We start from the raw sequence: 21,766 nt of genomic DNA on the forward strand, positions 1-21,766 counted from the left end.
GATTTAGTAACGTATACGCCTTACTGCTTGACGGCGGGAAGAGTAATGGTAACTGTTGTACCCTTGCCCTCGCCCTCACTGTCGATATCCACCGAGCCGCCGTGCATACTAATTATCTCGTCCGCAACGGCAAGTCCGATTCCCGAGCCGCGGCGTGTGTGGTTTGCCTTGTAGAATTTAGTTTTTACCTTTGAAAGGTCCGACTGCTTTATGCCGCAGCCTGTATCCTTAACGGATACTATGACATTATCGCCTTTTTCGTAGGCCTTGATGGTGACGGTATCCCCTGCCGAGGAATACTTCACCGCGTTGTCTATTACATTGATGAATACCTGACGTATACGGTTCTTGTCGCCGAATACGAAGGGCAGCATCTCGGGCTCGTCGTAGATTATCTCCTTTTCCTCGCGCCTTGCCTTGTCGCTGTATATGAGCACAGCGTCGCCGAGCTCGGCGAGTATGTCCATATTAGCATTCTGGAGGGTGAAGTGACCGTTCTGCATACGCGAGAAGTCAAGGAGCTCCTCAACCATCTGTGAAAGACGCTCTGTCTCATTTACGATGACGCCTACGCCCTTCTTCATGGTATCGGGACTTCCTCCTCCGTCTATCATAAGCGTCTCCGCCCAGCCCTTTATAGCTGTAAGAGGAGTTCTCAGCTCATGTGACACCGAGGATATGAACTCGTTTTTCATGGCTTCCGCAGTGGAAAGCTCGTCTGCCATATTGTTTATGGCGGTACACAGATCGCCTATCTCGTCATCGCTCTCGTTGTCGATACGTGTGGAAAAGTCTCCCAGAGCATATTTACGGGCGATGCCGCTGATCTGTCTTATGGGGCGGACGATAGAGCCCGCAAAATACAGTCCCGTAATAACTATAATAAGTATTATGACAACACATACCATAGTTACCGCAAGGGTATATGTCTTTATGGTATTGTCTATCTCCGTAAGGGAGGTGACCATTCTCACTGCGCTGTACTCCTTGCTCATGGAGTTTATGGGCACGGACACTGCCAGCACCTTTTCGCCTCCGCCCAGCTTATACACATGAGAACCCTCGTTTTTCACCAGAGCCTCCTGATAGTCTGGCATGGGATCGTCCTCGTCGGGAGAAAAGCCCGATGAGGTAAGGACCACTCTTCCTTTGGAATTTATAGCCATAAGCTCTATCTTGTCCTTCTCGTTGAAGGTCTCGAGCATATTTCTCATTTCCGAGGAGAAATTGGCGGAGCTGTCCTGTGAATGCATACTCAGGACGCTGGTTACCGCGTTTATCTTGGATATGAGATACTGCTTCGCAGAGCTGTAGAAGTAATTCTGTATGGCATAGACTATAGCCATATCTATTACAAGAAGCGCCAGCACGACAACGCCGAGATTGTTGAATATCCAGCGCTTTGTGATACTCTTTTTAGCCATTACTGCATATCATTCCATTTATAGCCGTAGCCCCATATGGTGATTATATACTTGGGATTTGACGGCTCTTCCTCTATCTTCATTCTTATACGTCTTATATTTACATCGACGATCTTATCGTCGCCGTAATAGCTCTCGCCCCAGATATGGTTGAGTATGCTTGCGCGGTCAAGAGCTGTGTTCTTATTGTTCATAAAGAACTCAAGTATCTGGTATTCCACCTGTGTAAGCTCTATGGGCTCGCCGTCCTTGGTGACGGTGCGGCTCTTCAGATTTAGAACGAAGGGACCGCTTTCTATAACGGACTGCTTCTCGTTCTTGATGAAGCTCATGCACACACGGCGGTATATGGCGTCCACGCGGGCAGTCAGCTCCGACGGAGAGAAGGGCTTGGTGATATAGTCGTCAGCACCGATCATAAGACCGCTGACCTTATCCATCTCCTGAGTCCTTGCAGTGAGCATTATTATTCCTATAGTAGAGCTTTTTTCGCGTATCTTCTTGCATACGGTAAAGCCGTCAATGCCCGGCATCATTATGTCCAGCAGCACGATGTCGAAGTTGCCGTGCTCTGTCTCGAAGGTCTTGAGGGCAGCCTCGCCGCAGTTTACGTCCACTACGTCATAGCCTGCACATTTAAGGTTTATTACGACGAATTCGCGGATAGTATCCTCGTCCTCGCATATAAGTATACGTTTCATCCTTATCCACTCCTTTATGTGTGAGTTCCGTATTATAATAAGCAGTCCCCTGTCCGCTGTCAGTCTCTGAACCTGAATCCGACTGCGGCATCGCCTGCGGTTATGGTAAGTCCGTCGTTGTCCACATCGGGATTTGAAGGTATAAGGGCAAGATACGAAGAATCGCCCTTGGTATGCATGAGCATATATCCTCCCGAGATCCTGTCCTCGCGGGAGGGCTGATCCTCGGCACAGAAGATATGCAGCAGCTCTCTTCCCATGCCGTTCCCGTCATATGCGCAGAACACTATCTCATCATTGACTATATCGCGCTTTACCGTCACCCTTCCCACCCATTTTTCGGGAAAAAGGAAGATATATCCGTCATTCACGCTGTAATAGGATGTGTATTGCTTTTCCATCCTGTAATTATCGTTTATCTGCATCCAGTCCGTGAGCCTGAGCTGCTCGCCCTCAGCCTTGACTTCGTAGCCGGGAGCTACCGAAGGCACGGGTATCTCGGGACTTCCGTCGCCGTCAACATCGAAGCAGGTACAGCCGGCAGGTCTTATGGTAGCCTCCGACTCCTCGGGATTCCTGAACACCTTTCTGAGAGAACCGCTGCTCATATATATGACATCGGTCTGTATTGAGCCCGTTCCCGAAATGGCGTCGATATAAAGTCCCATTTTGGAATTGCCCATCTTGCCGTAGCTCACATCGAACTCGCTGAAGTTCTCGCTGAGCTCAAGGGGAGCTCTGTGATAGGCGCCGTTCTCATCGAGCTTATACGCCTCGGCCATGGCGGGCACTCCGTTGGAGGCCTTTGTGAGGCGCAGGAGCTCCAGCTCACCGTCCATATCCAGATCCTTGACGTCTATGAAGGAATAGGAATCGGAATCCGAGAATTTAGGCGGCTCCTGAAGCTTATTGTCGGAATAGACATATATATTGACGTTCTTTTCGGAACGGTTCATAAGGCTGGTTCCCACGATAAGATTGACTCTGCTGTTGGATCCCAGCTTTGAGATGGTAACTTCTTCTATCTCGCTGCCGGCGGCTCCGATGTCGTCCACCGACCACCATTCGCCGTTTTCCTTCTTGTCGAGTATATTTATACGCAAGGGATTTTCATCCGCTGCATGGTTGTCTCTCTCATAGAACACCAGAGCCTCGTTGCCGCCGTCACCGTCAATATCCTCGATGATGAAGGCCGAGAGATATTTTCCCGATTTCGGGTATTTAAGGCTTATGGCTGTTCCGTGTGCAGCAGTCAGGGCAGAATATATCTGTTCCTGTTCGACGCTCAGCTTCGGCGGAGCCATGAGAGTATCTATGCTGGCGCCGAAGGTACAGCCCGTAAATGCAGCCCCCGCTGCGAAGGCTGTGATGAACGCTGATATTTTTTTCATATCTTTTAGATCATTCACGCTCTGAAAGCTTTATGTATTCCTTTTCCTTTGCGATGGCCTTGTATGCGGGACGGATTATCCTTCCGCCCGTGAGTATCTCCTCCATACGGTGAGCAGCCCAGCCTGCCATACGCGCAACAGCGAACAGAGGCGTAAAGAGCTCATCGGGGATACCCAGCATCCTGTAAACAAGTCCCGAGTACATATCAACATTGGCGCACATGGTCTTGGTGCTGCCCTTCATTTCAAGGAACACCTCGGGAGTAAGTCTCTCTATGGTCTCAAGGAGGCGGAACTCGGCTTCAATGTCCTTGCCCTTTGCCAGCTCGAAGGCCTTCTTCTTGAGGATCACCGCACGGGGATCGGAAATGGTGTATACAGCGTGTCCCATACCGTAGATGAGTCCCGAATGATCGTTGGTCTCCTTGCGTATGGTCTTGCGCATATAGTCGGCTACTTCGCCCTCGTCCTCCCAGTTCTTTATATGCTCCTTGAAATCGTCGAGCATATGTATTACCTGGAGGTTTGCGCCACCGTGACGGGGGCCCTTCAGTGAGCATATAGCCGAGGAGTATGCCGAATAGGGATCTGTGCCCGATGAAGTCAGCACACGGCAGGTAAAAGTGGAGTTGTTTCCGCCGCCGTGCTCAGCCTGGAGCATAAGGAGACGGTCGAGCATCTGTGCCTCGTCCTTGGTGTACTTTCTGTCGGGACGGAGAAGGGACAGTATGCACTGTGCCGTATTCTCCTCGTAATTTATGGGATGCATTATCATGCTCTGGTTATCGAATACCCTGCGCTTTACCTGGTAAGCGTTGGCCATGATGACAGGCATCTTGGCAATAAGACTGACCGCTGTGCGCATCTCGTTCTCGAGTCCCTTGTTCTCGCACTCGTCGTCGTAGGAATACAGAGCCAGTACGGAGCGTGCCAGCTTGTTCATGATATTCTTTGACGGAGCCTTGAGTATCATATCCTCAACGAAGCCGTTGGGAAGATCTCTCTTCACAGAAATATAGGAGCTGAAGGTCTTGAGCTCCTTTTCATTGGGCAGATGACCGAAAAGCAGCAGGAAAGCAGTCTCCTCATAGCCGTAGCGGTCATCCTCTTCAACATTTGAAACGAGGTCGTTGACATTATATCCTCTGTATATGAGCTGTCCGGGGATAGGCTCCCTTTCGCCCTCGTTGATAACATATCCGTGTACGTTGCAGATATTGGTGATACCTGCCATAACGCCTGTGCCGTCGCTGTTGCGAAGTCCTCTCTTGACATGATATTTTTCATAAAGCTTTGGATCTATTGCGGTATTATCTGCAAGTCTCCCGCATAAATCTGTAATATTGGCGCCTGAAATGTATGACGGCATCATGATCACACTCCTAAAACATATTCATTATTAATTATACACCATATTCGTTTTGATGTCAAACGTTATTTCTTATTAAATTATCAGGCCGCCCAACAACGATAATTAGTTGCAAATCAGCTTCAAGGAGGTCATAATATGAAAAAAACCGCAGCAGCTCTTCTGCTCATGCTCTCGGCAGCCGTTATCCCCGCCCTGCCCGCAATACTCACGGACAGGCATCACGGTGATCCGTCCCCTTCATCGTCCGCGGCAGAAGTGCCGTCAGAAGGCAGCAGAGAAAGCAGAGCAAAGAACAGTGATCCGCCTGAGCCCTACAAGGTGCTGGACTCGGAAAGCGGAGAGGTGCTCACAGTTCCCGTCCGCGATTACGTCATAGGGGCAGTCTGTGCCGAAATGCCTGCTTCCTTCGGTGAAGAAGCCCTGAAAGCCCAGGCAGTCGCCGCCCACACCTATGCCGAGCGTCAGCGCCTGCGGGAGAGAGAGGCACCCTCCCCCGAACTGAAGGGAGCGGATTTTTCCGATGATACCTCGAAATATCAGGGCTACTGCACCAAAGAACAGATAAAGGAGCTTTTCGGGGATAATTTTGACAAGAACTACAAAAAGATAGCCGCTGCAGCCGACGAGGTACTGCCCTATATCATAACCTACGAGGATACGCCTATAATAGCCGCTTTCCACTCCATGTCGGCGGGCTTCACGGAAAGCGCCGAAAACGCCTGGGGCGCCCCTGTGGACTATCTTGTGGAGGTGGACAGCCGCTTCGACCTTACCGCGCCGAAATTCCGCGAGGACAAGCGCTTTGAGCGGGACGAACTGAAGGCTGCACTGGAGGCCGCCTTTGACGGGATAGACCTTGACGGAGATATGACGGAATGGCTGAAGATACTGACCGTTTCGGACTCGGGCACCGTACTCACTGCCTCCGCAGGAGATATGACCGTCACGGGCGGCGACCTCAGACAAGCCCTCTCCCTGCGGTCGGCAGCCTTTGACATAAGGTACGAAAAAGAAGGCGCAGTCATTACCACAAAGGGCTATGGCCACGGCGTGGGCATGAGCCAGTACGGCGCCGATGCAATGGCCTCTGAGGGTAAGAGCTGGCGCGAGATAATCGCCCATTACTATCCGAACTGTACTATTTCACAACTGTAGTTTTTTGTGCAAAGCGCAAGAAAAGCTTTTCATTTCTTGCCGAATATGCCTGTTCTTATTGACATAAGGGTGACGATTTGTTATAATTACTCTGTACCGCTTTCTGCGGGCCATATAAACAAAGAAACAACGGAAAACAAAAGGAGACTGCGTCCGCTGAGACAACGGATAAAGATTATGAATAAAAACAAGGATCTGTATAAAAGATTTGTCACCTTCATCTCGGGCATACTTCTTCTCGGGATGATAACGGGCATTTTTGCCTTTATATGGTACAGGAACTACAGTGAACAGATAATCCTGCCCTACTACAGGCGAGGCAACTGGGTACTCATCGCTATATACTGCCTGCTGGTATGGCTGTTTTTCAGAGCCTACGGCGGCTTCAAGCTGGGCTACCTGAAAAAGACCGATATGTTCTATGCACAGATGATCTCGATGATATGCGTCAATACGGTTTCGTATTTCCTCATAAGCCTTATCGGACGCCATTTCATGGAGGTATCCCCTGTCATCGTCATGTCCTGCGTGGACATGGGCGTCATTGCTCTGTGGACACTGCTTGCGGGAAAGCTCTACTTTATGATCTATCCCCCGAGAAAGCTGGTCATCATCTACGGAAGCCACCAGGCGGCGGCTCTTGTACTGAAAATGAGCCAGCGTGTGGATAAGTACATGATATGCGAGTCCATAAGCATTGATGAACCCGAGGAAAAGATACACGAGCTCATAATGAAGTACGAAGGTGCCATAGTCTGCGATATTCCCGCCGAACGCAGGAACGATTACCTCAAATTCTGCTTCGCACATTCAAAACGCGCATACATAGCGCCCAAGATCTCGGACATTATAATAAGAGGCGCAGACGATATACGCCTTTTCGATACCCCTCTCATGCTCTGCCGCAACTACGGCCTCGACTTCGAGCAGCAGCTAATAAAACGCGTATTTGACGTGATATTCTCACTGATAGCCCTTATACCTGCTGCTCCCTTCATGATACTGTCCGCCATCGCCGTAAAGCTTTACGACCGCGGCCCCGTATTCTACAAGCAGAAGCGCCTTACTCTCAACGGCAGGGAATTCTATGTATACAAATTCAGGAGCATGATCGTTGACGCCGAAAAGGACGGCAAGGCCCGTCTTGCCTCGGAGGAGGACGACCGCATCACTCCCGTGGGAAAGATACTGAGAAAATTCCGTATCGACGAATTTCCTCAGCTCCTGAATATACTCAAGGGCGATATGTCCGTAGTGGGACCGCGCCCCGAACGTCCCGAGCTCACCAAGGAATATGAAAAGGAAATGCCCGAATTCGGCTTCCGCCTCAAGGTGAAGGCAGGCCTCACAGGCTATGCGCAGGTAACGGGAGCCTACGATACCACTCCCTATGACAAGCTGAAAATGGATCTGATGTATATAGAGAATTACTCCATACGTCTGGACCTTCAGATAATACTCATGACTATAAAGACTATGTTCTTCCCTCCCAAGAACAACGCAGAAATAGACGAAAGCGTACTTGTACCGAAGGACAATGATAAAAAGGAGAAAAGCGAATGAAGATCACAGCAGTTATCATGGCAGGAGGCAGAGGCGAACGTTTCTGGCCAAAGAGCCGCAACGCCTGCCCCAAGCAGTTCCTCTCCCTCACCAAGGACGGAGAGACCATGATACAGAAGACCGTAAAAAGGCTGCGCCCTCTGGTAGATGCCGAGGACGTATATATCGTCACCAATGCCGCTTATACCGACCTGGTGCTCGACCAGCTCCCCGATATCCCTAAGGAGAATATACTGGCCGAACCCTGCGCAAGGAATACAGCACCCTGTATCGCCTTTGCAGCAGCTGTAATAAACAGGAAATACGAGGACGCCATAATGCTGGTGCTCCCCTCAGACCACCTCATAGGCTATGAGGATATATACATCAATACGCTGAGAAAGGCCATAAAGGCTGCCGAAAAAGGCAAGCGTCTCGTGACCATAGGCATTACTCCCGAATATCCCGAAACAGGCTACGGCTATATCAACTTCGGCGAAGAAAAAGGCGATGTATATGCCGTTGAACGCTTCGTTGAAAAGCCCGACCTTCCCACTGCAAAGGAGTACCTTGCATCGGGAAGATACCTCTGGAACAGCGGTATGTTCGTATGGAAGATCTCTTCCGTAATGCTCAACCTCAAGACCTTCATGCCCGATATTTACGAGGGCGCCCTCCGCATAGGACAGGCCTTCGGCACCCCTGAGTTCAATGAGACTCTCGTGAAGGAGTTCACTGCCTTCCGCAGCGAGTCCGTGGACTTCGGCATAATGGAGAAGGCAAAGCACATCTATACTATCCCCGGCAGCTTCGGCTGGGACGATGTGGGAAGCTGGCTGGCTGTGGAACGCATAAACGAGACCGACGACGACAATAATTTCATCGACGGCGACGTTATAGCCATAGACTCAAAGCGCACCACCGTATGTGGCGGAAAGAGACTCATTGCCGCAGTCGGTACAAGAGACATCATTATCGTCGATACCGACGATGTCCTGCTGGTATGCTCGAAAAACAACACCCAGGACGTCAAGAAGGTCATCGCTCAGCTCAAGGAAGAGAGCAGGAACGATCTCGTCTGATATGCACGCCGCAGTCATTATGCTGCGGCTGTCCTATAAAGTTTTACATCACAAAGGAGTATTATAAATGAAAAACGCACTTATCACAGGCATTACAGGTCAGGACGGCTCTTACCTCGCAGAGCTCCTCCTCGAAAAGGGTTATAACGTTTACGGTATCTGGAGAAGAAAGGCTACCGTTGACTACGGCAACATCGCTCATCTCAAGGACAAGGTCAACCTTATCTACGCTGATATGACCGATCCCGCCTCCCTTATCGCAGCAATGAAGATCTCACAGGCCGATGAGGTATACAACCTTGCAGCTCAGTCCTTCGTTGCCACAAGCTGGGACACTCCGCTGGGAACTGCCGATATAGACGCTCTCGGCGTTACAAATATGCTGGAGGCTATCCGTATAGTCAAGCCCGAGGCACGCTTCTATCAGGCTTCGACATCAGAGATGTTCGGTCTTGTACAGGAGATCCCTCAGAAGGAGACAACTCCCTTCTATCCCAGAAGCCCCTACGGCGTAGCCAAGCTCTACGGCCACTGGATCACAAAGAATTATCGCGAGAGCTACGGCATATTCGCCTGCTCGGGCATACTCTTCAACCACGAGTCTGAGCGCCGCGGAATAGAATTCGTTACACGTAAGATAACAAACGCTGTAGCACGTATAAAGCTGGGCGTTCAGGACTGCGTTGAGCTTGGAAATATGGACTCAAAGCGCGACTGGGGACACTCTAAGGACTATGTGCGCGCAATGTGGCTCATGCTCCAGCAGGATAAGCCCGACGACTACGTTATCGCTACCAATGAGACAAGAACTGTCCGTGAATTCGTTGAAACTGCATTCAAGCACGTTGGCATTGACATTGAGTGGCAGGGCAGCGGAGTTGACGAGATCGGCATAAACAAGGAAAACGGAAAGACAGTAGTAAAGGTAAACAAGAAGTTCTTCCGCCCCGCAGAAGTTGATATACTCCTGGGAGATCCCACAAAGGCAGAGACCGTTCTCGGCTGGAAGCGCGAGATAGACTTCTCGCAGCTCGTTGAGCGCATGGTAAAGAACGACCTTGCACTGGTAGAGAACGAGATAAAGATAAAAAACATCACTGGCTGACAATAAGCGTTCCACTGAGAACGCTCACCGGAAAGGAGCATTGCTATGGCAGGGATGATACTTGATACCGTAAGAGGCGGTTATGACAAAAAAGACGTTCTGGCAAAGGCAGACGCTTATAATTCACTTATCCTGCTGATCGAGGACGGAAGGATTTCCGACGCCGTTATAAACGCAGAACTGGAAAAGATAAAGCGTATGCCTTTAAGAAAGGCAAAGGTGCTTTTCTTACCCGGCTCGGGCTTTTCGATCCCCCAGACGGAAAAGTATTTCTCGGACCTTGAAAAGGAAGCAAAGAAGAAAATAATGCTCTGAACGTGATACATTCGAAAAGGTGAAAAGATATATGGCTATGATACTGCGCCCGTCCGCAAACGGCTATGAGAGAGAAGCTGCAATGGCAAGAATACGTGAATACCATGCTCTTATACTTGCAATGCAAAGAGGTTCCATGTCCGATGACGAGATAAGAAATACCGTGATGATGATGAAAGCAGCCCCCCTCGAGCTCAGCTGTCAGGGCTTATCTGTAGAGGACGTGGATCAGTACCTGTCACAGTGCGAAAAAAGCCTGCTGAGGTACAAGGCAGTTGCTTTCAGCACTATACAAATGGCAAAGGGCGGTTATTGCAGGGAAGACTTTACAGCCAAAGCTGATGCCTACGATGAGCTTATACGCAAGATCGGCGACGGCGCTGACAGGATCTCGGCAATGAACGAGCTGGAACACATAAGGCAGATGCCTGTCGGCACCGAAAAAAACGGCCTTTTCGGAAAAAAAGGCTATGAAAAGACTGCTGCCGATGCATACCTTGCGGATATAGACCGCTATATATCGGGAATAATATAAAAAACATCAAAGGTGGAGAGGTCGATTTGAGAATAACCTTCGACGCTGTACCTATATGCAGCGATAAGATAACGGGCATAGGCTGGTGCGAGGTGGGACAGACTCAGGCACTTGCAGAGCTTTACCCCGGAAACAGATACGAATACAGCTTCTTCACAAGCGGCGACGCAGAGAGAACAAAGAGAGTGGAGAAGTTCGCGGGAAAGCGCATAAAGCTTAATACCTCGGGCTTTTCGGGCTATCTTTACCGTGCCGTGAGCACCTTTCTCCCTGTGCCGTACTCTTTTTTCTTTGGCAGAAAGTCGGATATAACACACTTTTTCAACTACATCGTGCCGCCTTTTGTACACGGCAGAAAGGTCGTTACCGTCCATGATATGGTATATAAGGCCTTTCCCGAGACCGTCCGCGGAAGGACACGCTTCATGCTTGAAATGGGACTGAAGCGCTCAATGAAACGCGCCGATCTCATAGTTACAGACTCGGAATTCTCAAAATCCGAGATAATAAAGTATTTCCCGCAGCACGAGAAAAAGATAAGGGTCGTCCCCTGCGGAGTGGATCTCGAAAGATTCCACCCGTGCAGTGAACCCGAACGTATCCCCGAGGTGAAGAAGTCCCTTGAGATAGAGGGCGATTACTTCCTCTACCTCGGTACCATAGAGCCCAGAAAGAACCTCGAACGCCTTATCACAGCCTACGGCGCCTTTGTCAGAAAGGTGGGCGGCAGCTCCCCGAAGCTGGTGCTGGCAGGCGGCAAGGGCTGGCTGGATAACGGCATATACAGCCGCGTGGAAAAGCTGGAGCTCACCGGCAAGGTCATATTCACCAAATACGTCCCCTCGGAGGACATGAACCCGCTTATGTGCGGCGCACTGGCATTTGTTTTCCCGTCGCTGTACGAGGGCTTCGGTATGCCGCCTCTTGAGGCTATGGCCTGCGGAGTACCCGTGCTCACGTCGGGAGAGGCTTCTCTTCCCGAGGTCACAGGCGACTGCGCCGTGATATGCGACGCCTATGACGCAAAGAGCATCGCACAGGGTATGTACAGGCTTTACAGCGACAGCGGGCTCCGCAGAGAGCTCGGCATAAAGGGCATGGAAAGAGCAAAGAACTTCACTTGGAAGCGTTCGGCAGAAATGCTCATGGACGTATACAGGGAGCTGAAAAATGAGTAAAAAGCTGAGAATACTTGAAGTCAACAAGGCTTATTATCCGCATATAGGCGGCATCGAGACCATTATCCGCCAGTATGCCGAGGAGCTGGGAAAGACCGGTGACGCAGAGGTCAGAGTGCTTGTCTGCCGCGACGGCAGAGGCAGGACCATACACGAAAAAATGCACGGCGTCGATATAACGCGCTCGGGCAGCCTCGGCACCTATTTTTCATGTCCCCTTTCCGTTTCTTTTATACGCAATTTCCGCAGAATGTCCAAAAATGCGGATATAGTCCATATACACGTACCCTTTCCCCTTGCCGACGCAGCTCTTCTGCTTTCGGGCTTCAGGGGCAAGGTAGTCGTATCATGGCACAGCGATATAGTAAAGCAGAAAAAGCTCATGCTTTTCTACAAGCCCTTCATGAATTATCTGCTTAAACGTGCAGATGTCATACTGACCGCTACGGAAGGCCATGTCAGACATTCGCTCTACCTTCCGCCATACAGTGAAAAATGCCGCGTTCTCCCCTACGGCATAGTCCCAGGGGACTACCTTTCGGTAACGAGAAGACCTTTCCTCACGGAAAAAGCCTCGGACAAGAACTGCGTAAAGGTATTTTTCACGGGAAGGCTGGTTTACTACAAGGGCGTCGATGTGCTACTGAAGGCCTTCACCAAAGTGAAGAACTGCGAGCTCTTCATAGCAGGCACAGGCGAAATGGGGCCTCAGCTCAGAAAATACGCCGCCGAACACGGCATGAAGAACAAGATACATTTTCTAGGCTTTCTCCCCGATGAGGAACTGAGACAGGCTTATGCGGACTGTGATATTTTCGTGCTTCCCTCCGTAGCTCCCAGCGAGGCCTTCGGCATAGTGCAGCTGGAAGCAATGGTCTACGGCAAGCCCGTTATAAATACCGCTCTCCCCTCGGGTGTGCCCTATGTGAGCCTTCACGGTCAGACGGGACTTACAGTAGCCCCCCGCTCGCCAAAGGCTCTGGCAGAAGCCATAAACCTTCTGGCAGAGGATAAGGAGCTCAGGGAAAAATACGGGAAAGCCGCTGCTGAACGTGTTATGAGCGAATTCAGCGAGGATAGGATAATAGACAGACTGTCAGGCATACTAAAAGACTAACAAAGGGAGGATATACCCTTGAAAGCATTGATAATAGGCGCCGCAGGCTTCGTGGGAGGCTATCTCATACGCGAGCTCAACGCCGCAGGCTGGGAGGTCCATGCGACCTGCCTTCCCTGTGAGAGCATAAGCGGAGACTGCACGGTCCATACACTTGATATACTCAGAAAAGATGATATAACTCCGCTTCTGGACGAAACAGCTCCCGATGTGGTGTACCATCTTGCAGCCCAGAGCTCCGTGGCAGTATCCTGGAAAAAGCCGCAGCTCACCGCGGAAATAAACGTGATAGGTACTATCAATGTCCTTGAAGCCCTGCGTGAAGCAAAGAAGCAGGATACAAGGATACTTCTCATAGGCTCGGGTGAGGAATACGGCTATATACGCGAGGGGTCCTGCCCTCTCGGCGAGTCGGAGCCCCTTAATCCCGGCAATATCTACGCTGCCACAAAGGCCTGTCAGGGCATGATCGGAGAGATATACGCCCGTGCTTACAAAATGGACATCGTAATGGTCCGCGCCTTCAACCACTCGGGACCTGCACAGAGCAGCATCTTCGTTATCTCGGACTTCTGCCGTCAGATAGCGGAGATCGAAAAGGGTATGAAGGAACCCGTCATCAGCGTGGGAAATCTCTCGGCAAAGCGTGATTTCACCGACGTCCGCGATGTTGTCAGAGCATACAGGCTCCTGGGCGAAAAGGGCAGGAAGGGCACTGTCTACAATGTGGGCAGGGGCAGAGCCGTGCCTATACAGTTCATACTCGATACAGCTCTTTCCTTTGCAAGACTGCCCATAGAGGTAAAGCAGGATCCCGGCCGAATGAGAGCCTCGGACATACCGCTTATAGAGCCGGATGTTTCGCGCATAGCCGCCGATACGGGCTGGTCTGCGCAGATAACCATGGAGCAGACCATCGAGGATACCCTCAACTACTGGAGAAACATAGAATAGACCTCGGACAGGGCGCGTTATACGCTCTCACCTGCCGATAAACGAACAAAGAAGGAGTGAACAAATTGTCCGATATAAAGCTTACAAAGGAGAAAATGCTCACCTTTACCGGACATGAGAAGGTGGGTACCTTCAAGGCCGGAGAAAAGCTGACGGAATTCGGCGAAAAACAGAATGCCGCCAACGAAGCTCTCGCTGCAAATATCAACGACCTTATCAAAAGAGTCTGCGCTCTTGAGGACAAGCAGCTCCGCAATGAAGAGGTCATGAGACGCATAGCCAACGAGCTGGCAGAGTTCAAAAAGGAGCTGGACAGAGTACGTCTTTCGGAAAAGCTCAACTCGGGTGCCATAGAACGTCTGGATCGCGCTGTGAAGCTGGCTGAAGGCGACGGGAAATAATCAGCATTTTATGTGAAATTTTTCTCAAAGTCTTGACATCAGAGTGTTTTTGTTATATTATTATATAGTGTGGACAGGGTATGCCCCGCAGTTTGAAAAAGTCCGTAGGACATATATCTGTACCTCATTAAGACTCAATCAACGGAGATTTGTGTAATTGCAGTCTCCGTTTTATTATTCCCGGCGCAATGCCGTACCGAAAGAGGGTGTTTTAATGGCAGAAGAGCTAATGAAAGAAATTGACAACCGAACTGCCTTTACACTTCATTTATTTGGGCTGGATATACCCATCGCCGATTCATGTGTGGTAACATGGATAATAATGGCAGTACTGGTACTGCTTTCAATAATATTTACAAGAAAGCTTAAAAAAGTGCCTACGGGCTCACAGTGTATACTTGAATCCTTCATGAACTGGCTCGACAATTTCTTTTTGGGTGCTGTGGGAGAGAACGGAAAAAAGTATATCCCATTGCTTGAGACTTTCATACTCTACATAGGTGTGTCGAATATCATCGGTGTATTCGGATTCGTACCGCCCACAAAGGACGTCAACGTAACTGCTGCACTGGCAGGAATGGCTATAATACTTGTACAGGCAGCCTTCATAATCAAAAAAGGCCCGCTGAAATGGCTGAAAAGCCTGCTAAACCCCATAAACCTGCTGGATCTTGTAACAAGACCGCTTTCACTTTGTATGCGACTTTTCGGTAACGTTCTGGCTGCATTCATAGTTATGGAGCTCATAAAGGTGGCTATCACATCTAATCTCGGTGTTCCCGCAATAGGTATACCTGTTGTCGCAAGCGCATACTTCGACCTTTTCGACGGACTTCTTCAGGCATATGTATTTGCATTCCTCACCTCGCTTTATCTGGCTGAGGCTCTGGAGGACGAAGAATCAGAAGGGAAAAAAGTCAAAAAGCTCAAAAAACTTCACGGAGGTAAATAAATATGGGACTTATCGCAATAGGCGCTGCTATCGCCGTTCTTACAGGTGCGGGCGCAGGTATAGGTATAGGAATCGCTACAGCTAAGGCTACCGAGTCTATCGCCCGTCAGCCCGAAGCAAAGGGCGACATCAGAACTTCGCTCATCCTCGGATGCGCTCTCGCAGAGGCTACCGCTATCTACGGCTTCGTTATAGCGCTCCTTATAATCTTCATACTCGGAAGCAAATAAAATCATACATGGAGGTATATTAAAATGGGACTTATCGCAATAGGCGCTGCTATCGCCGTTCTTACAGGTGCAGGCGCAGGTATAGGTATAGGAATCGCTACAGCTAAGGCTACTGAGTCTATCGCCCGTCAGCCCGAAGCAAAGGGCGACATCAGAACTTCGCTCATCCTCGGATGCGCTCTTGCAGAGGCTACCGCTATCTACGGCTTCGTTATAGCGCTCCTTATAATCTTTATACTCGGCAGCAAATAAACAATTCGCCGAAACAAAAATACATAAGGAGGACAAATAATGCTTGATTTTGAATTCTGGAGCATTTTCGAGGCAGTTGTAAACATTATCATACTGTTTGTTCTGCTGAGGATTTTCCTTTTCAAGCCTATAAACAAAATGAAGGCAGAGCGCACACGTACTATACAGAATGACCTCGATTCCGCTCAGAAAGCCAAGGAGGAAGCAGAGGAGCTCCGCCAGCAGTACGAGGACTCTATCAGTGAGGCCAGGGAAAAGGCTAACGAAATTATAATGAAGGCACATGAGGACGCCGAGTCCGAAAGAGCTGCCATAATAAAGAAGTCTCAGGAGGAGGCAGAAAAAATAGTTGCCGACGCCGACAAGACTATAGAAAACGAGAGAAAGCGCGTTCTCCGTCAGGCTCAGTCCGAGATCGCAGACCTCGCTATCGAGGCTGCTTCCAAGATCATCGGCGAAAATGTTGACGACGAGAAGAACCGCCGGCTTGTGGATAAGTTCCTCTCCGAAGAGGAGGGTGACAAATGAGAGATACAGACAGGGAGTTCCTGAAGGAGCTTGTCCGTCTGGACATTTCCCAGACAGACTGCACAGCTGTAAGAAAGGTCTTTGAGGCCTGCCCCGATGTGAAAGATACTCTCGCCAATCCTCTCGTTACCAACGATGAGAAGCGCGGTATAATCGAAAAGCTCTTCCCTCAGTCCATGCATAATTTCCTGCTGAACACAGTTCGCGGCGGTGCAACGGAACGTATTGAGGAGATACTCGACGAGTACGAGAATCTGCTCATAGACAAGCAGGGAAGCATCAAGGCGGTAGTCCGCTATGTTACGCCTCTTACCGAGGCTCAGCAGGCAGATCTCCGCCAGTTCATCATGGAAAAATTCGTCAAGGATGACGTTGACATAGAGTATAAGCATGATCCCGACATCATCGGCGGCTTCATACTCAATGCAGGCGACCTTGAATACGATAAGAGCTACCGTACAGGCCTCCGCCTTATGAAGGACACCCTCCAGACAAAGGCAGCTGAGTACGTTGACGGAGGCATGACCGCAAAAACAGGCAGCAACAGCGATATTATCTCTGTACTGAAAACAGAGGTCCGCGATTTCGAGGTAAAGTCTGGAGCTACCGAAACTGGCTTCGTTACCCGCCTCGGAGACGGTATCGCAAGAGTTTACGGCATGAATTCCGTTATGTACGGCGAGCTTGTGGAATTTGAAACAGGTATCAGAGGCATCGTTCAGAACCTTGAGGAAAAGTCAGTAGGCGTAGTTCTTCTCGGAGACGATCACGGCCTTACAGAGGGCTCCTCCGTTATCAGAACGGGCAAAAGAGCAGGTATCGGCGTTAGCGACGAGCTTCTCGGCCGAGTTGTTGACGCTCTGGGTTCTCCTATCGACGGCCTCGGACAGATAAAAGCCGACGACTACTTCCCCATTGAGCGTGAGGCTCCCGGCGTTATCGAGCGTAAGCCCGTAAATGTGCCTCTCCAGACAGGTATACTCGCCATAGACTCCATGTTCCCTATCGGCAGAGGTCAGCGTGAGCTCATCATAGGCGACCGCCAGACAGGTAAGACCTCCATCGCCGTTGATACCATAATCAACCAGAAGGAACAGGACGTTATCTGTATCTATGTTGCCATAGGTCAGAAGTCATCAACTGTCGCACAGATAGTAAATACCCTGAAAAAGTACGGCGCTATGGATTATACCGTAGTTGTATGCGCTTCAGCCAGCGATCCTGCGCCTTTCCAGTATATCGCCCCCTATTCGGGCACGGCTATCGCCGAATACTTCATGTCAAAGGGCAGGGACGTACTCATAGTCTACGACGATCTTTCCAAGCACGCCGTAGCTTACAGAGCCATGTCCCTCCTGCTTCACCGTCCTCCCGGACGTGAGGCTTACCCCGGAGACGTTTTCTACTTGCATTCGAGACTCCTCGAACGCTCCAGCCGTCTTGACGACGAGCACGGCGGCGGTTCACTGACAGCTCTCCCCATCATCGAGACTCTGGCAGGAGATATATCGGCTTATATCCCCACAAACGTCATATCCATCACAGACGGTCAGATCTTCCTTGAGAGCGAGCTTTTCAACTCGGGACTCCGTCCTGCGGTAAACTACGGACTTTCCGTATCCCGTGTCGGCGGCGCTGCCCAGACCAAGGCCATGAAGAAGGCTTCGGGAAATCTCCGTATCGACCTTGCCCAGTTCAAGGAAATGGAGATATTCACCCAGTTCTCGTCAGAGCTGGATCAGTCCACTACGGAGCTCCTCGACCACGGCCGTATGCTCACCGAGCTGCTCAAGCAGCCTCTTTACAATCCCCTTCCTCACTATGAGCAGGTGATACTCCTCTATGCGGCTCAGCACGACTTCTTCAAGGGCATCCCCCTCAAGGAGCTGAGAGAATACCGCACAGATCTTATGAATTACATAAGAAGCTACGGTCAGGACATCATAACCGAGATAGAGGAGAACAAGGTCCTCACAGACGACCTTGCCGAACGTATCGAAAGAATACTCACAGCTTTCGAGGAATAAGGCGGTGATCCTCTGTGCCTAATATGAGAGAGATCCGCGAAAGGATCGGAAGCATACAGCAGATACTCAAAATAACCAACGCTATGTACCTCATGTCCTCTTCCAAGCTGAAAAAGGCAAGGAAGTCCCTTGAATGTACAGAGCCTTACTTCTATAAGCTCCAGTCCACCATAGAGAGCGTACTGGAGCATACTCCGCACACCCGTCAGCTCTACTTCGACAGACGTGCCGATATCCCCGAGGATAAGCGTAAAAAGGGATATATCGTCATCACAGGCGATAAGGGCCTCTGCGGAAGCTACAACCATAATATCCTCAAATTCACCGAGCAGAAGCTCAAAGAGGCTGCCGACATCGATAACTGCTACCTCTTTGTCATGGGACAGGTGGGAAGAATGTACTTCCAGCGCCGTATCCAGAACGACAAGAAGGGCTTCGTTGACGGAGAGTTCCTCTATACCACACAGAATCCCACTCTTTACAGAGCCCGTGAGATCGCTGAGCTCGTGCTCGAAAAGTTCGAGAACCGCGAGCTCGACGAGGTGCACGTAATATATACCGACATGGTCAGCTCGAATATCATGGAGCCAAGAACCCTGCGTCTTCTCCCCTTTGAGAGAAAGCACTTAGGAAAGGCTGCCGACGGTACTCTGAAAAAGCTGCCGAAGGCTTCATTCATGCCTTCTCCCGAGGAGGTAATGAACTACCTTATTCCACAGTACGCAAAGGGCATAATCTACGGTGCAATGGTAGAGGCGTTCTGCAGTGAGCAGCAGTCACGAATGACCGCTATGGATGCCGCCACCACCAGCGCCAAGGACATGATAAAGGACCTTTCGCTTATGTACAACCGTGCAAGACAGGCGGCTATCACTCAGGAGATAACCGAGGTCTGCGGCGGTGCGCAGTCGGTAGAGGAATAAGCTTATGGCCAGAAAACTGACAGTCCTTTCTTTTATATCGGCACTGGTCTTTTCATTCTTTGCGTTTGAAGGTGCTTTCGGACTGAACGAAAAACTCAGAGAGAACCATAATTCTGATACAGACAATTTCTATAATGAGGTCCTGGCGGATCAGCACTCATCGCTGCTGTTTCCCATACTGGCCTGCATATCGATATATCTTTTCATATGCTTCGGTACGGCATGGCTTGCAGGCAAACTCAGCAAGGCTCCGAAGCCTTATCGGGTATTTGCGGTCACAAGCGGCGCGGTCTGCCTCGGAACGCTCATTGCTGCAGTGATAGCTTCAGCAGACACTTTAAAGGATCATACCATAATGAGGGCATTATCGCACTCTGTCTTTTTTAGGGGCTGGCTGATAATCATACTGCCGCTGACAGCATTGGTATTGATCGCCGATCTGATATTATGGGATAAATATAATAAAAAACCGAAAATATCCGATTTGCACAAATATAATAAAGAAATGTAGGTAAGCCTGCCCTCGGGCTCCTGCTATACGGTACAATATTATGTATGTTTCGGGAGGGCGAGGACGCCCTCACCTACAGAAAAATGATATACCCGAATTCTCTTAAACAAAGGAGAAAAAAATGGAAAAAGGCAGAATAACGCAGGTCATCGGACCTGTTATAGACGTTGAGTTCGGCACGGGAAAGCTCCCTATGATAAGGGACGCTCTCACTGTCGATATCGACGGCAAAAAGCGCGTCATGGAGGTCGCTCAGCATATGGGCAACCACATTGTGCGCTGTATCATGCTGGCGTCCAGCGAGGGACTCAGCAAGAATATGGAGGTCACTCCCACAGGCTCCTGCATCAAGGTGCCCGTAGGCGAGCAGACTCTCGGACGTATGTTCAACGTTCTCGGCGAGCCCATCGACAAGAAGGGCGACGTGGAGACCGAGGAAAAATGGGAGATCCACCGCAAGGCTCCTACCTTTCAGGATCAGAGCCCGGTTGTCGAGATACTGGAAACCGGCATAAAGGTCATCGACCTTATTGCTCCTTACGCTAAGGGCGGTAAGATAGGTCTCTTCGGAGGCGCAGGCGTCGGCAAGACAGTTCTTATACAGGAGCTTATCAGAAATATCGCCACCGAGCACGGCGGCTACTCTATATTCACAGGTGTCGGAGAGCGTTCACGTGAGGGAAACGACCTCTGGAACGAAATGCAGGAATCGGGAGTTATCGCAAAGACCGCTCTCGTTTTCGGTCAGATGAACGAGCCTCCCGGATCGCGTATGCGTGTTGCTCAGACAGGTCTTACCATGGCTGAATACTTCCGTGACCGTGAGCACAAGGACGTTCTTCTCTTCATCGACAATATCTTCCGTTACGTACAGGCAGGCTCCGAAGTATCTGCCCTTCTGGGACGTATGCCCTCTGCCGTTGGCTATCAGCCCACTCTGGCAAACGAGGTCGGCGAGCTCCAGGAGCGTATCACCTCTACGAAAAACGGATCTATAACCTCTGTACAGGCCGTATACGTCCCTGCGGACGACCTTACGGACCCTGCACCTGCGGTAACCTTCGCTCACCTTGACGCTACTACCGTACTTTCACGTAAGATAGTCGAGCAGGGCATCTACCCCGCCGTTGATCCTCTTGAGTCAAATTCACGTATCCTCGAACCCGAGATCGTGGGCGAGGAGCACTACACCGTGGCAAGACGCACTCAGGAGCTTCTCCAGAAGTACAAGGAGCTCCAGGACATCATCGCCATCCTCGGTATGGAAGAGCTTGACGAGTCCGATAAGCTGGCGGTATACCGTGCAAGAAAAATACAGAAGTTCCTCTCGCAGCCCTTCAACGTTGCGGAAAACTTCACAGGCCTCAAGGGCAAGTACGTGCCCCTCAAGGACACTATCGAGGGATTCAAAGCCATTATCGACGGAGATATGGACAAGTATCCCGAGTCTGCATTCCTTATGGCAGGAACTATCGACGACGTTATAATGAAGGCCCGTCAGATGGACGAGGACTAAAGGAGGCGGCTGAATATGGCTAAGACCTTTCACCTTGAGATCATCGCCACAGACCGCATATTCTTCAGCGGCGAGGTGGAGCATCTCGTCATAACTGCTATCGACGGCCTTATCGGCATACTTGCCGGACATGAGCCCCTGGTAACCTCGCTCCCCACGGGAGAGCTGAAATACCTTGTGGACGGAGAGTGGAAATATGCCGCCATATCCGAGGGATTTATTCAGGTAATGCCCGATTCTTCCATTATACTGGCAGATACCTGCGAGCTCCCGGAGGAGATCGACATAAAACGCGCTCAGGAAGCAAGAGAACGTGCCGAGGAAAGGCTCAGGCAGAAGCAGAGCATCAAGGAGTACTATGAGACTCAGGCTGCTCTCAACCGCGCTATGAACCGTCTGAAAATATCACAGAAGCATTTCAAGTGAGGACAAATGCACTCCGTATACGGGGTGCATTTTTGCATTGGTTCGGCATTGCATTGCTGCCGGCGGGCGGATAATATCCACTCCTACGGGCTAACTGCTGTATTTTGTTCATAATTCCGAAATTTAATA

General features: G+C 50.3%; 23 protein-coding genes and 1 pseudogene. 20 read left to right on the plus strand and 4 right to left on the minus strand.

Translation table 11 applies throughout. The features are described 5' to 3' along the window. Nucleotides 1-20 precede the first annotated feature (20 nt). The 4 genes from RF007C_RS11720 to RF007C_RS11735 are packed head-to-tail and all read right to left on the minus strand — an operon-like array spanning nt 21 to nt 4,888. The gene (locus RF007C_RS11720; RefSeq protein WP_037299993.1) at nt 21-1,424 is read right to left on the minus strand and encodes a sensor histidine kinase; all 1,404 of its coding nucleotides are present in this window, start codon (nt 1,422-1,424) and stop codon (nt 21-23) included. Further along, on the minus strand, nt 1,424-2,125 hold the full coding sequence (locus RF007C_RS11725; protein WP_037299995.1) for a response regulator transcription factor: 702 nt from the start codon (nt 2,123-2,125) through the stop codon (nt 1,424-1,426). Before RF007C_RS11725 ends, RF007C_RS11720 begins: the two co-directional genes overlap by 1 nt. A 59-nt stretch (nt 2,126-2,184) precedes the next feature. Continuing rightward, nucleotides 2,185-3,516: a hypothetical protein gene (locus RF007C_RS11730; protein ID WP_152537167.1), complete on the minus strand. Its 1,332-nt coding sequence runs from the start codon at nt 3,514-3,516 to the stop codon at nt 2,185-2,187. 10 nt (nt 3,517-3,526) lie between these two features. Further along, nucleotides 3,527-4,888, minus strand: a complete 1,362-nt coding sequence (locus RF007C_RS11735) for a citrate synthase (RefSeq protein ID WP_019679974.1) — start codon at nt 4,886-4,888, stop codon at nt 3,527-3,529. A gap of 135 nt (nt 4,889-5,023) precedes the next feature. Between RF007C_RS11735 and spoIID the strand changes: the two genes are divergently transcribed. The 20 genes and pseudogenes from spoIID to RF007C_RS11830 all read left to right on the plus strand — a co-directional run bounded on the left by spoIID (nt 5,024) and on the right by RF007C_RS11830 (nt 21,637). Continuing rightward, entirely contained in the window at nt 5,024-6,043 is a 1,020-nt protein-coding gene (spoIID, locus tag RF007C_RS11740) for a stage II sporulation protein D (protein WP_051456649.1), read from the plus strand. A 177-nt stretch (nt 6,044-6,220) separates the two neighbouring features. After that, on the plus strand, nt 6,221-7,606 hold the full coding sequence (locus RF007C_RS11745; RefSeq protein WP_037299998.1) for a sugar transferase: 1,386 nt from the start codon (nt 6,221-6,223) through the stop codon (nt 7,604-7,606). Further along, nucleotides 7,603-8,667, plus strand: coding sequence for a mannose-1-phosphate guanylyltransferase (locus tag RF007C_RS11750; protein ID WP_019679971.1), 1,065 nt, complete (start codon nt 7,603-7,605; stop codon nt 8,665-8,667). The genes RF007C_RS11745 and RF007C_RS11750 overlap by 4 nt, the downstream gene beginning before the upstream one ends. Nucleotides 8,668-8,734: 67 nt before the next feature. Next, complete coding sequence (gmd, locus tag RF007C_RS11755; RefSeq protein WP_037300001.1) at nt 8,735-9,772, plus strand: GDP-mannose 4,6-dehydratase; 1,038 nt, start codon at nt 8,735-8,737, stop codon at nt 9,770-9,772. Between the two features lie 45 nt (nt 9,773-9,817). Further along, a complete protein-coding gene (locus RF007C_RS11760) occupies nt 9,818-10,087 on the plus strand; it encodes a hypothetical protein (RefSeq protein WP_037300003.1) in 270 nt (89 codons plus the stop codon). A 31-nt stretch (nt 10,088-10,118) separates the two neighbouring features. Beyond that, on the plus strand, nt 10,119-10,622 hold the full coding sequence (locus tag RF007C_RS11765) for a hypothetical protein (protein WP_037300006.1): 504 nt from the start codon (nt 10,119-10,121) through the stop codon (nt 10,620-10,622). A 26-nt stretch (nt 10,623-10,648) separates the two neighbouring features. Further along, nucleotides 10,649-11,800, plus strand: a complete 1,152-nt coding sequence (locus RF007C_RS11770) for a glycosyltransferase family 4 protein (RefSeq protein ID WP_037300008.1) — start codon at nt 10,649-10,651, stop codon at nt 11,798-11,800. Beyond that, entirely contained in the window at nt 11,793-12,917 is a 1,125-nt protein-coding gene (locus tag RF007C_RS11775) for a glycosyltransferase (RefSeq protein WP_051456650.1), read from the plus strand. Before RF007C_RS11770 ends, RF007C_RS11775 begins: the two co-directional genes overlap by 8 nt. 18 nt (nt 12,918-12,935) lie before the next feature. After that, nucleotides 12,936-13,871, plus strand: a complete 936-nt coding sequence (locus tag RF007C_RS11780; RefSeq protein ID WP_037300011.1) for a GDP-mannose 4,6-dehydratase — start codon at nt 12,936-12,938, stop codon at nt 13,869-13,871. Between the two features lie 56 nt (nt 13,872-13,927). Then, nucleotides 13,928-14,272: a hypothetical protein gene (locus tag RF007C_RS11785; RefSeq protein ID WP_430344447.1), complete on the plus strand. Its 345-nt coding sequence runs from the start codon at nt 13,928-13,930 to the stop codon at nt 14,270-14,272. 214 nt (nt 14,273-14,486) lie between these two features. Beyond that, nucleotides 14,487-15,224, plus strand: coding sequence for a F0F1 ATP synthase subunit A (locus tag RF007C_RS11790; protein ID WP_051456651.1), 738 nt, complete (start codon nt 14,487-14,489; stop codon nt 15,222-15,224). 2 nt (nt 15,225-15,226) lie between these two features. Beyond that, complete coding sequence (gene atpE / locus RF007C_RS11795; RefSeq protein WP_037300013.1) at nt 15,227-15,454, plus strand: ATP synthase F0 subunit C; 228 nt, start codon at nt 15,227-15,229, stop codon at nt 15,452-15,454. A 24-nt stretch (nt 15,455-15,478) separates the two neighbouring features. After that, nucleotides 15,479-15,706: an ATP synthase F0 subunit C gene (gene atpE, locus RF007C_RS11800; RefSeq protein WP_037300013.1), complete on the plus strand. Its 228-nt coding sequence runs from the start codon at nt 15,479-15,481 to the stop codon at nt 15,704-15,706. Nucleotides 15,707-15,745: 39 nt separating this feature from the next. Continuing rightward, nucleotides 15,746-16,234: a F0F1 ATP synthase subunit B gene (gene atpF / locus RF007C_RS11805; RefSeq protein ID WP_051456652.1), complete on the plus strand. Its 489-nt coding sequence runs from the start codon at nt 15,746-15,748 to the stop codon at nt 16,232-16,234. Next, nucleotides 16,231-16,710 (plus strand): annotated as a pseudogene (gene atpH, locus RF007C_RS18325) (ATP synthase F1 subunit delta); the annotation flags it as partial. The gene atpF and the pseudogene atpH, both read left to right, overlap by 4 nt. Before the next feature lie 45 nt (nt 16,711-16,755). After that, nucleotides 16,756-18,261 carry a F0F1 ATP synthase subunit alpha gene (gene atpA / locus RF007C_RS11810; protein ID WP_430344451.1) on the plus strand — a complete coding sequence of 502 codons (1,506 nt, stop codon included), beginning with the start codon at nt 16,756-16,758 and terminating at the stop codon, nt 18,259-18,261. 14 nt (nt 18,262-18,275) lie between these two features. Then, nucleotides 18,276-19,184 carry an ATP synthase F1 subunit gamma gene (gene atpG, locus RF007C_RS11815; protein WP_019679959.1) on the plus strand — a complete coding sequence of 303 codons (909 nt, stop codon included), beginning with the start codon at nt 18,276-18,278 and terminating at the stop codon, nt 19,182-19,184. Nucleotides 19,185-19,188: 4 nt separating this feature from the next. Further along, complete coding sequence (locus RF007C_RS11820; RefSeq protein ID WP_037300018.1) at nt 19,189-19,695, plus strand: hypothetical protein; 507 nt, start codon at nt 19,189-19,191, stop codon at nt 19,693-19,695. Nucleotides 19,696-19,816: 121 nt separating this feature from the next. Continuing rightward, the gene (gene atpD, locus RF007C_RS11825) at nt 19,817-21,211 is read left to right on the plus strand and encodes a F0F1 ATP synthase subunit beta (RefSeq protein ID WP_037300019.1); all 1,395 of its coding nucleotides are present in this window, start codon (nt 19,817-19,819) and stop codon (nt 21,209-21,211) included. 15 nt (nt 21,212-21,226) lie between these two features. Continuing rightward, nucleotides 21,227-21,637, plus strand: coding sequence for a F0F1 ATP synthase subunit epsilon (locus RF007C_RS11830; RefSeq protein WP_037300021.1), 411 nt, complete (start codon nt 21,227-21,229; stop codon nt 21,635-21,637). Nucleotides 21,638-21,766: the final 129 nt, after the last annotated feature.

This window comes from Ruminococcus flavefaciens 007c, from assembly GCF_000571935.1.
GTDB classification, from domain to species: Bacteria; Bacillota; Clostridia; order Oscillospirales; family Ruminococcaceae; genus Ruminococcus; species Ruminococcus flavefaciens_F.

Coding starts and splice junctions, on each gene's coding strand:
- atpD (WP_037300019.1), top strand. CDS start 19,817: ATGGAAAAAGGCAGAATAACGCAGGTCATCGGACCTGTTATAGACGTT.
- RF007C_RS11745 (WP_037299998.1), top strand. CDS start 6,221: ATGAATAAAAACAAGGATCTGTATAAAAGATTTGTCACCTTCATCTCG.
- RF007C_RS11790 (WP_051456651.1), top strand. CDS start 14,487: ATGGCAGAAGAGCTAATGAAAGAAATTGACAACCGAACTGCCTTTACA.
- gmd (WP_037300001.1), top strand. CDS start 8,735: ATGAAAAACGCACTTATCACAGGCATTACAGGTCAGGACGGCTCTTAC.
- atpA (WP_430344451.1), top strand. CDS start 16,756: ATGACCGCAAAAACAGGCAGCAACAGCGATATTATCTCTGTACTGAAA.
- RF007C_RS11820 (WP_037300018.1), top strand. CDS start 19,189: ATGGCCAGAAAACTGACAGTCCTTTCTTTTATATCGGCACTGGTCTTT.
- RF007C_RS11830 (WP_037300021.1), top strand. CDS start 21,227: ATGGCTAAGACCTTTCACCTTGAGATCATCGCCACAGACCGCATATTC.
- RF007C_RS11750 (WP_019679971.1), top strand. CDS start 7,603: ATGAAGATCACAGCAGTTATCATGGCAGGAGGCAGAGGCGAACGTTTC.
- atpE (WP_037300013.1), top strand. CDS start 15,227: ATGGGACTTATCGCAATAGGCGCTGCTATCGCCGTTCTTACAGGTGCG.
- RF007C_RS11720 (WP_037299993.1), bottom strand. CDS start 1,424: ATGGCTAAAAAGAGTATCACAAAGCGCTGGATATTCAACAATCTCGGC.
- RF007C_RS11730 (WP_152537167.1), bottom strand. CDS start 3,516: ATGAAAAAAATATCAGCGTTCATCACAGCCTTCGCAGCGGGGGCTGCA.
- RF007C_RS11760 (WP_037300003.1), top strand. CDS start 9,818: ATGGCAGGGATGATACTTGATACCGTAAGAGGCGGTTATGACAAAAAA.
- RF007C_RS11725 (WP_037299995.1), bottom strand. CDS start 2,125: ATGAAACGTATACTTATATGCGAGGACGAGGATACTATCCGCGAATTC.
- atpE (WP_037300013.1), top strand. CDS start 15,479: ATGGGACTTATCGCAATAGGCGCTGCTATCGCCGTTCTTACAGGTGCA.
- RF007C_RS11765 (WP_037300006.1), top strand. CDS start 10,119: ATGGCTATGATACTGCGCCCGTCCGCAAACGGCTATGAGAGAGAAGCT.
- atpF (WP_051456652.1), top strand. CDS start 15,746: ATGCTTGATTTTGAATTCTGGAGCATTTTCGAGGCAGTTGTAAACATT.
- RF007C_RS11775 (WP_051456650.1), top strand. CDS start 11,793: ATGAGTAAAAAGCTGAGAATACTTGAAGTCAACAAGGCTTATTATCCG.
- RF007C_RS11735 (WP_019679974.1), bottom strand. CDS start 4,888: ATGATGCCGTCATACATTTCAGGCGCCAATATTACAGATTTATGCGGG.
- spoIID (WP_051456649.1), top strand. CDS start 5,024: ATGAAAAAAACCGCAGCAGCTCTTCTGCTCATGCTCTCGGCAGCCGTT.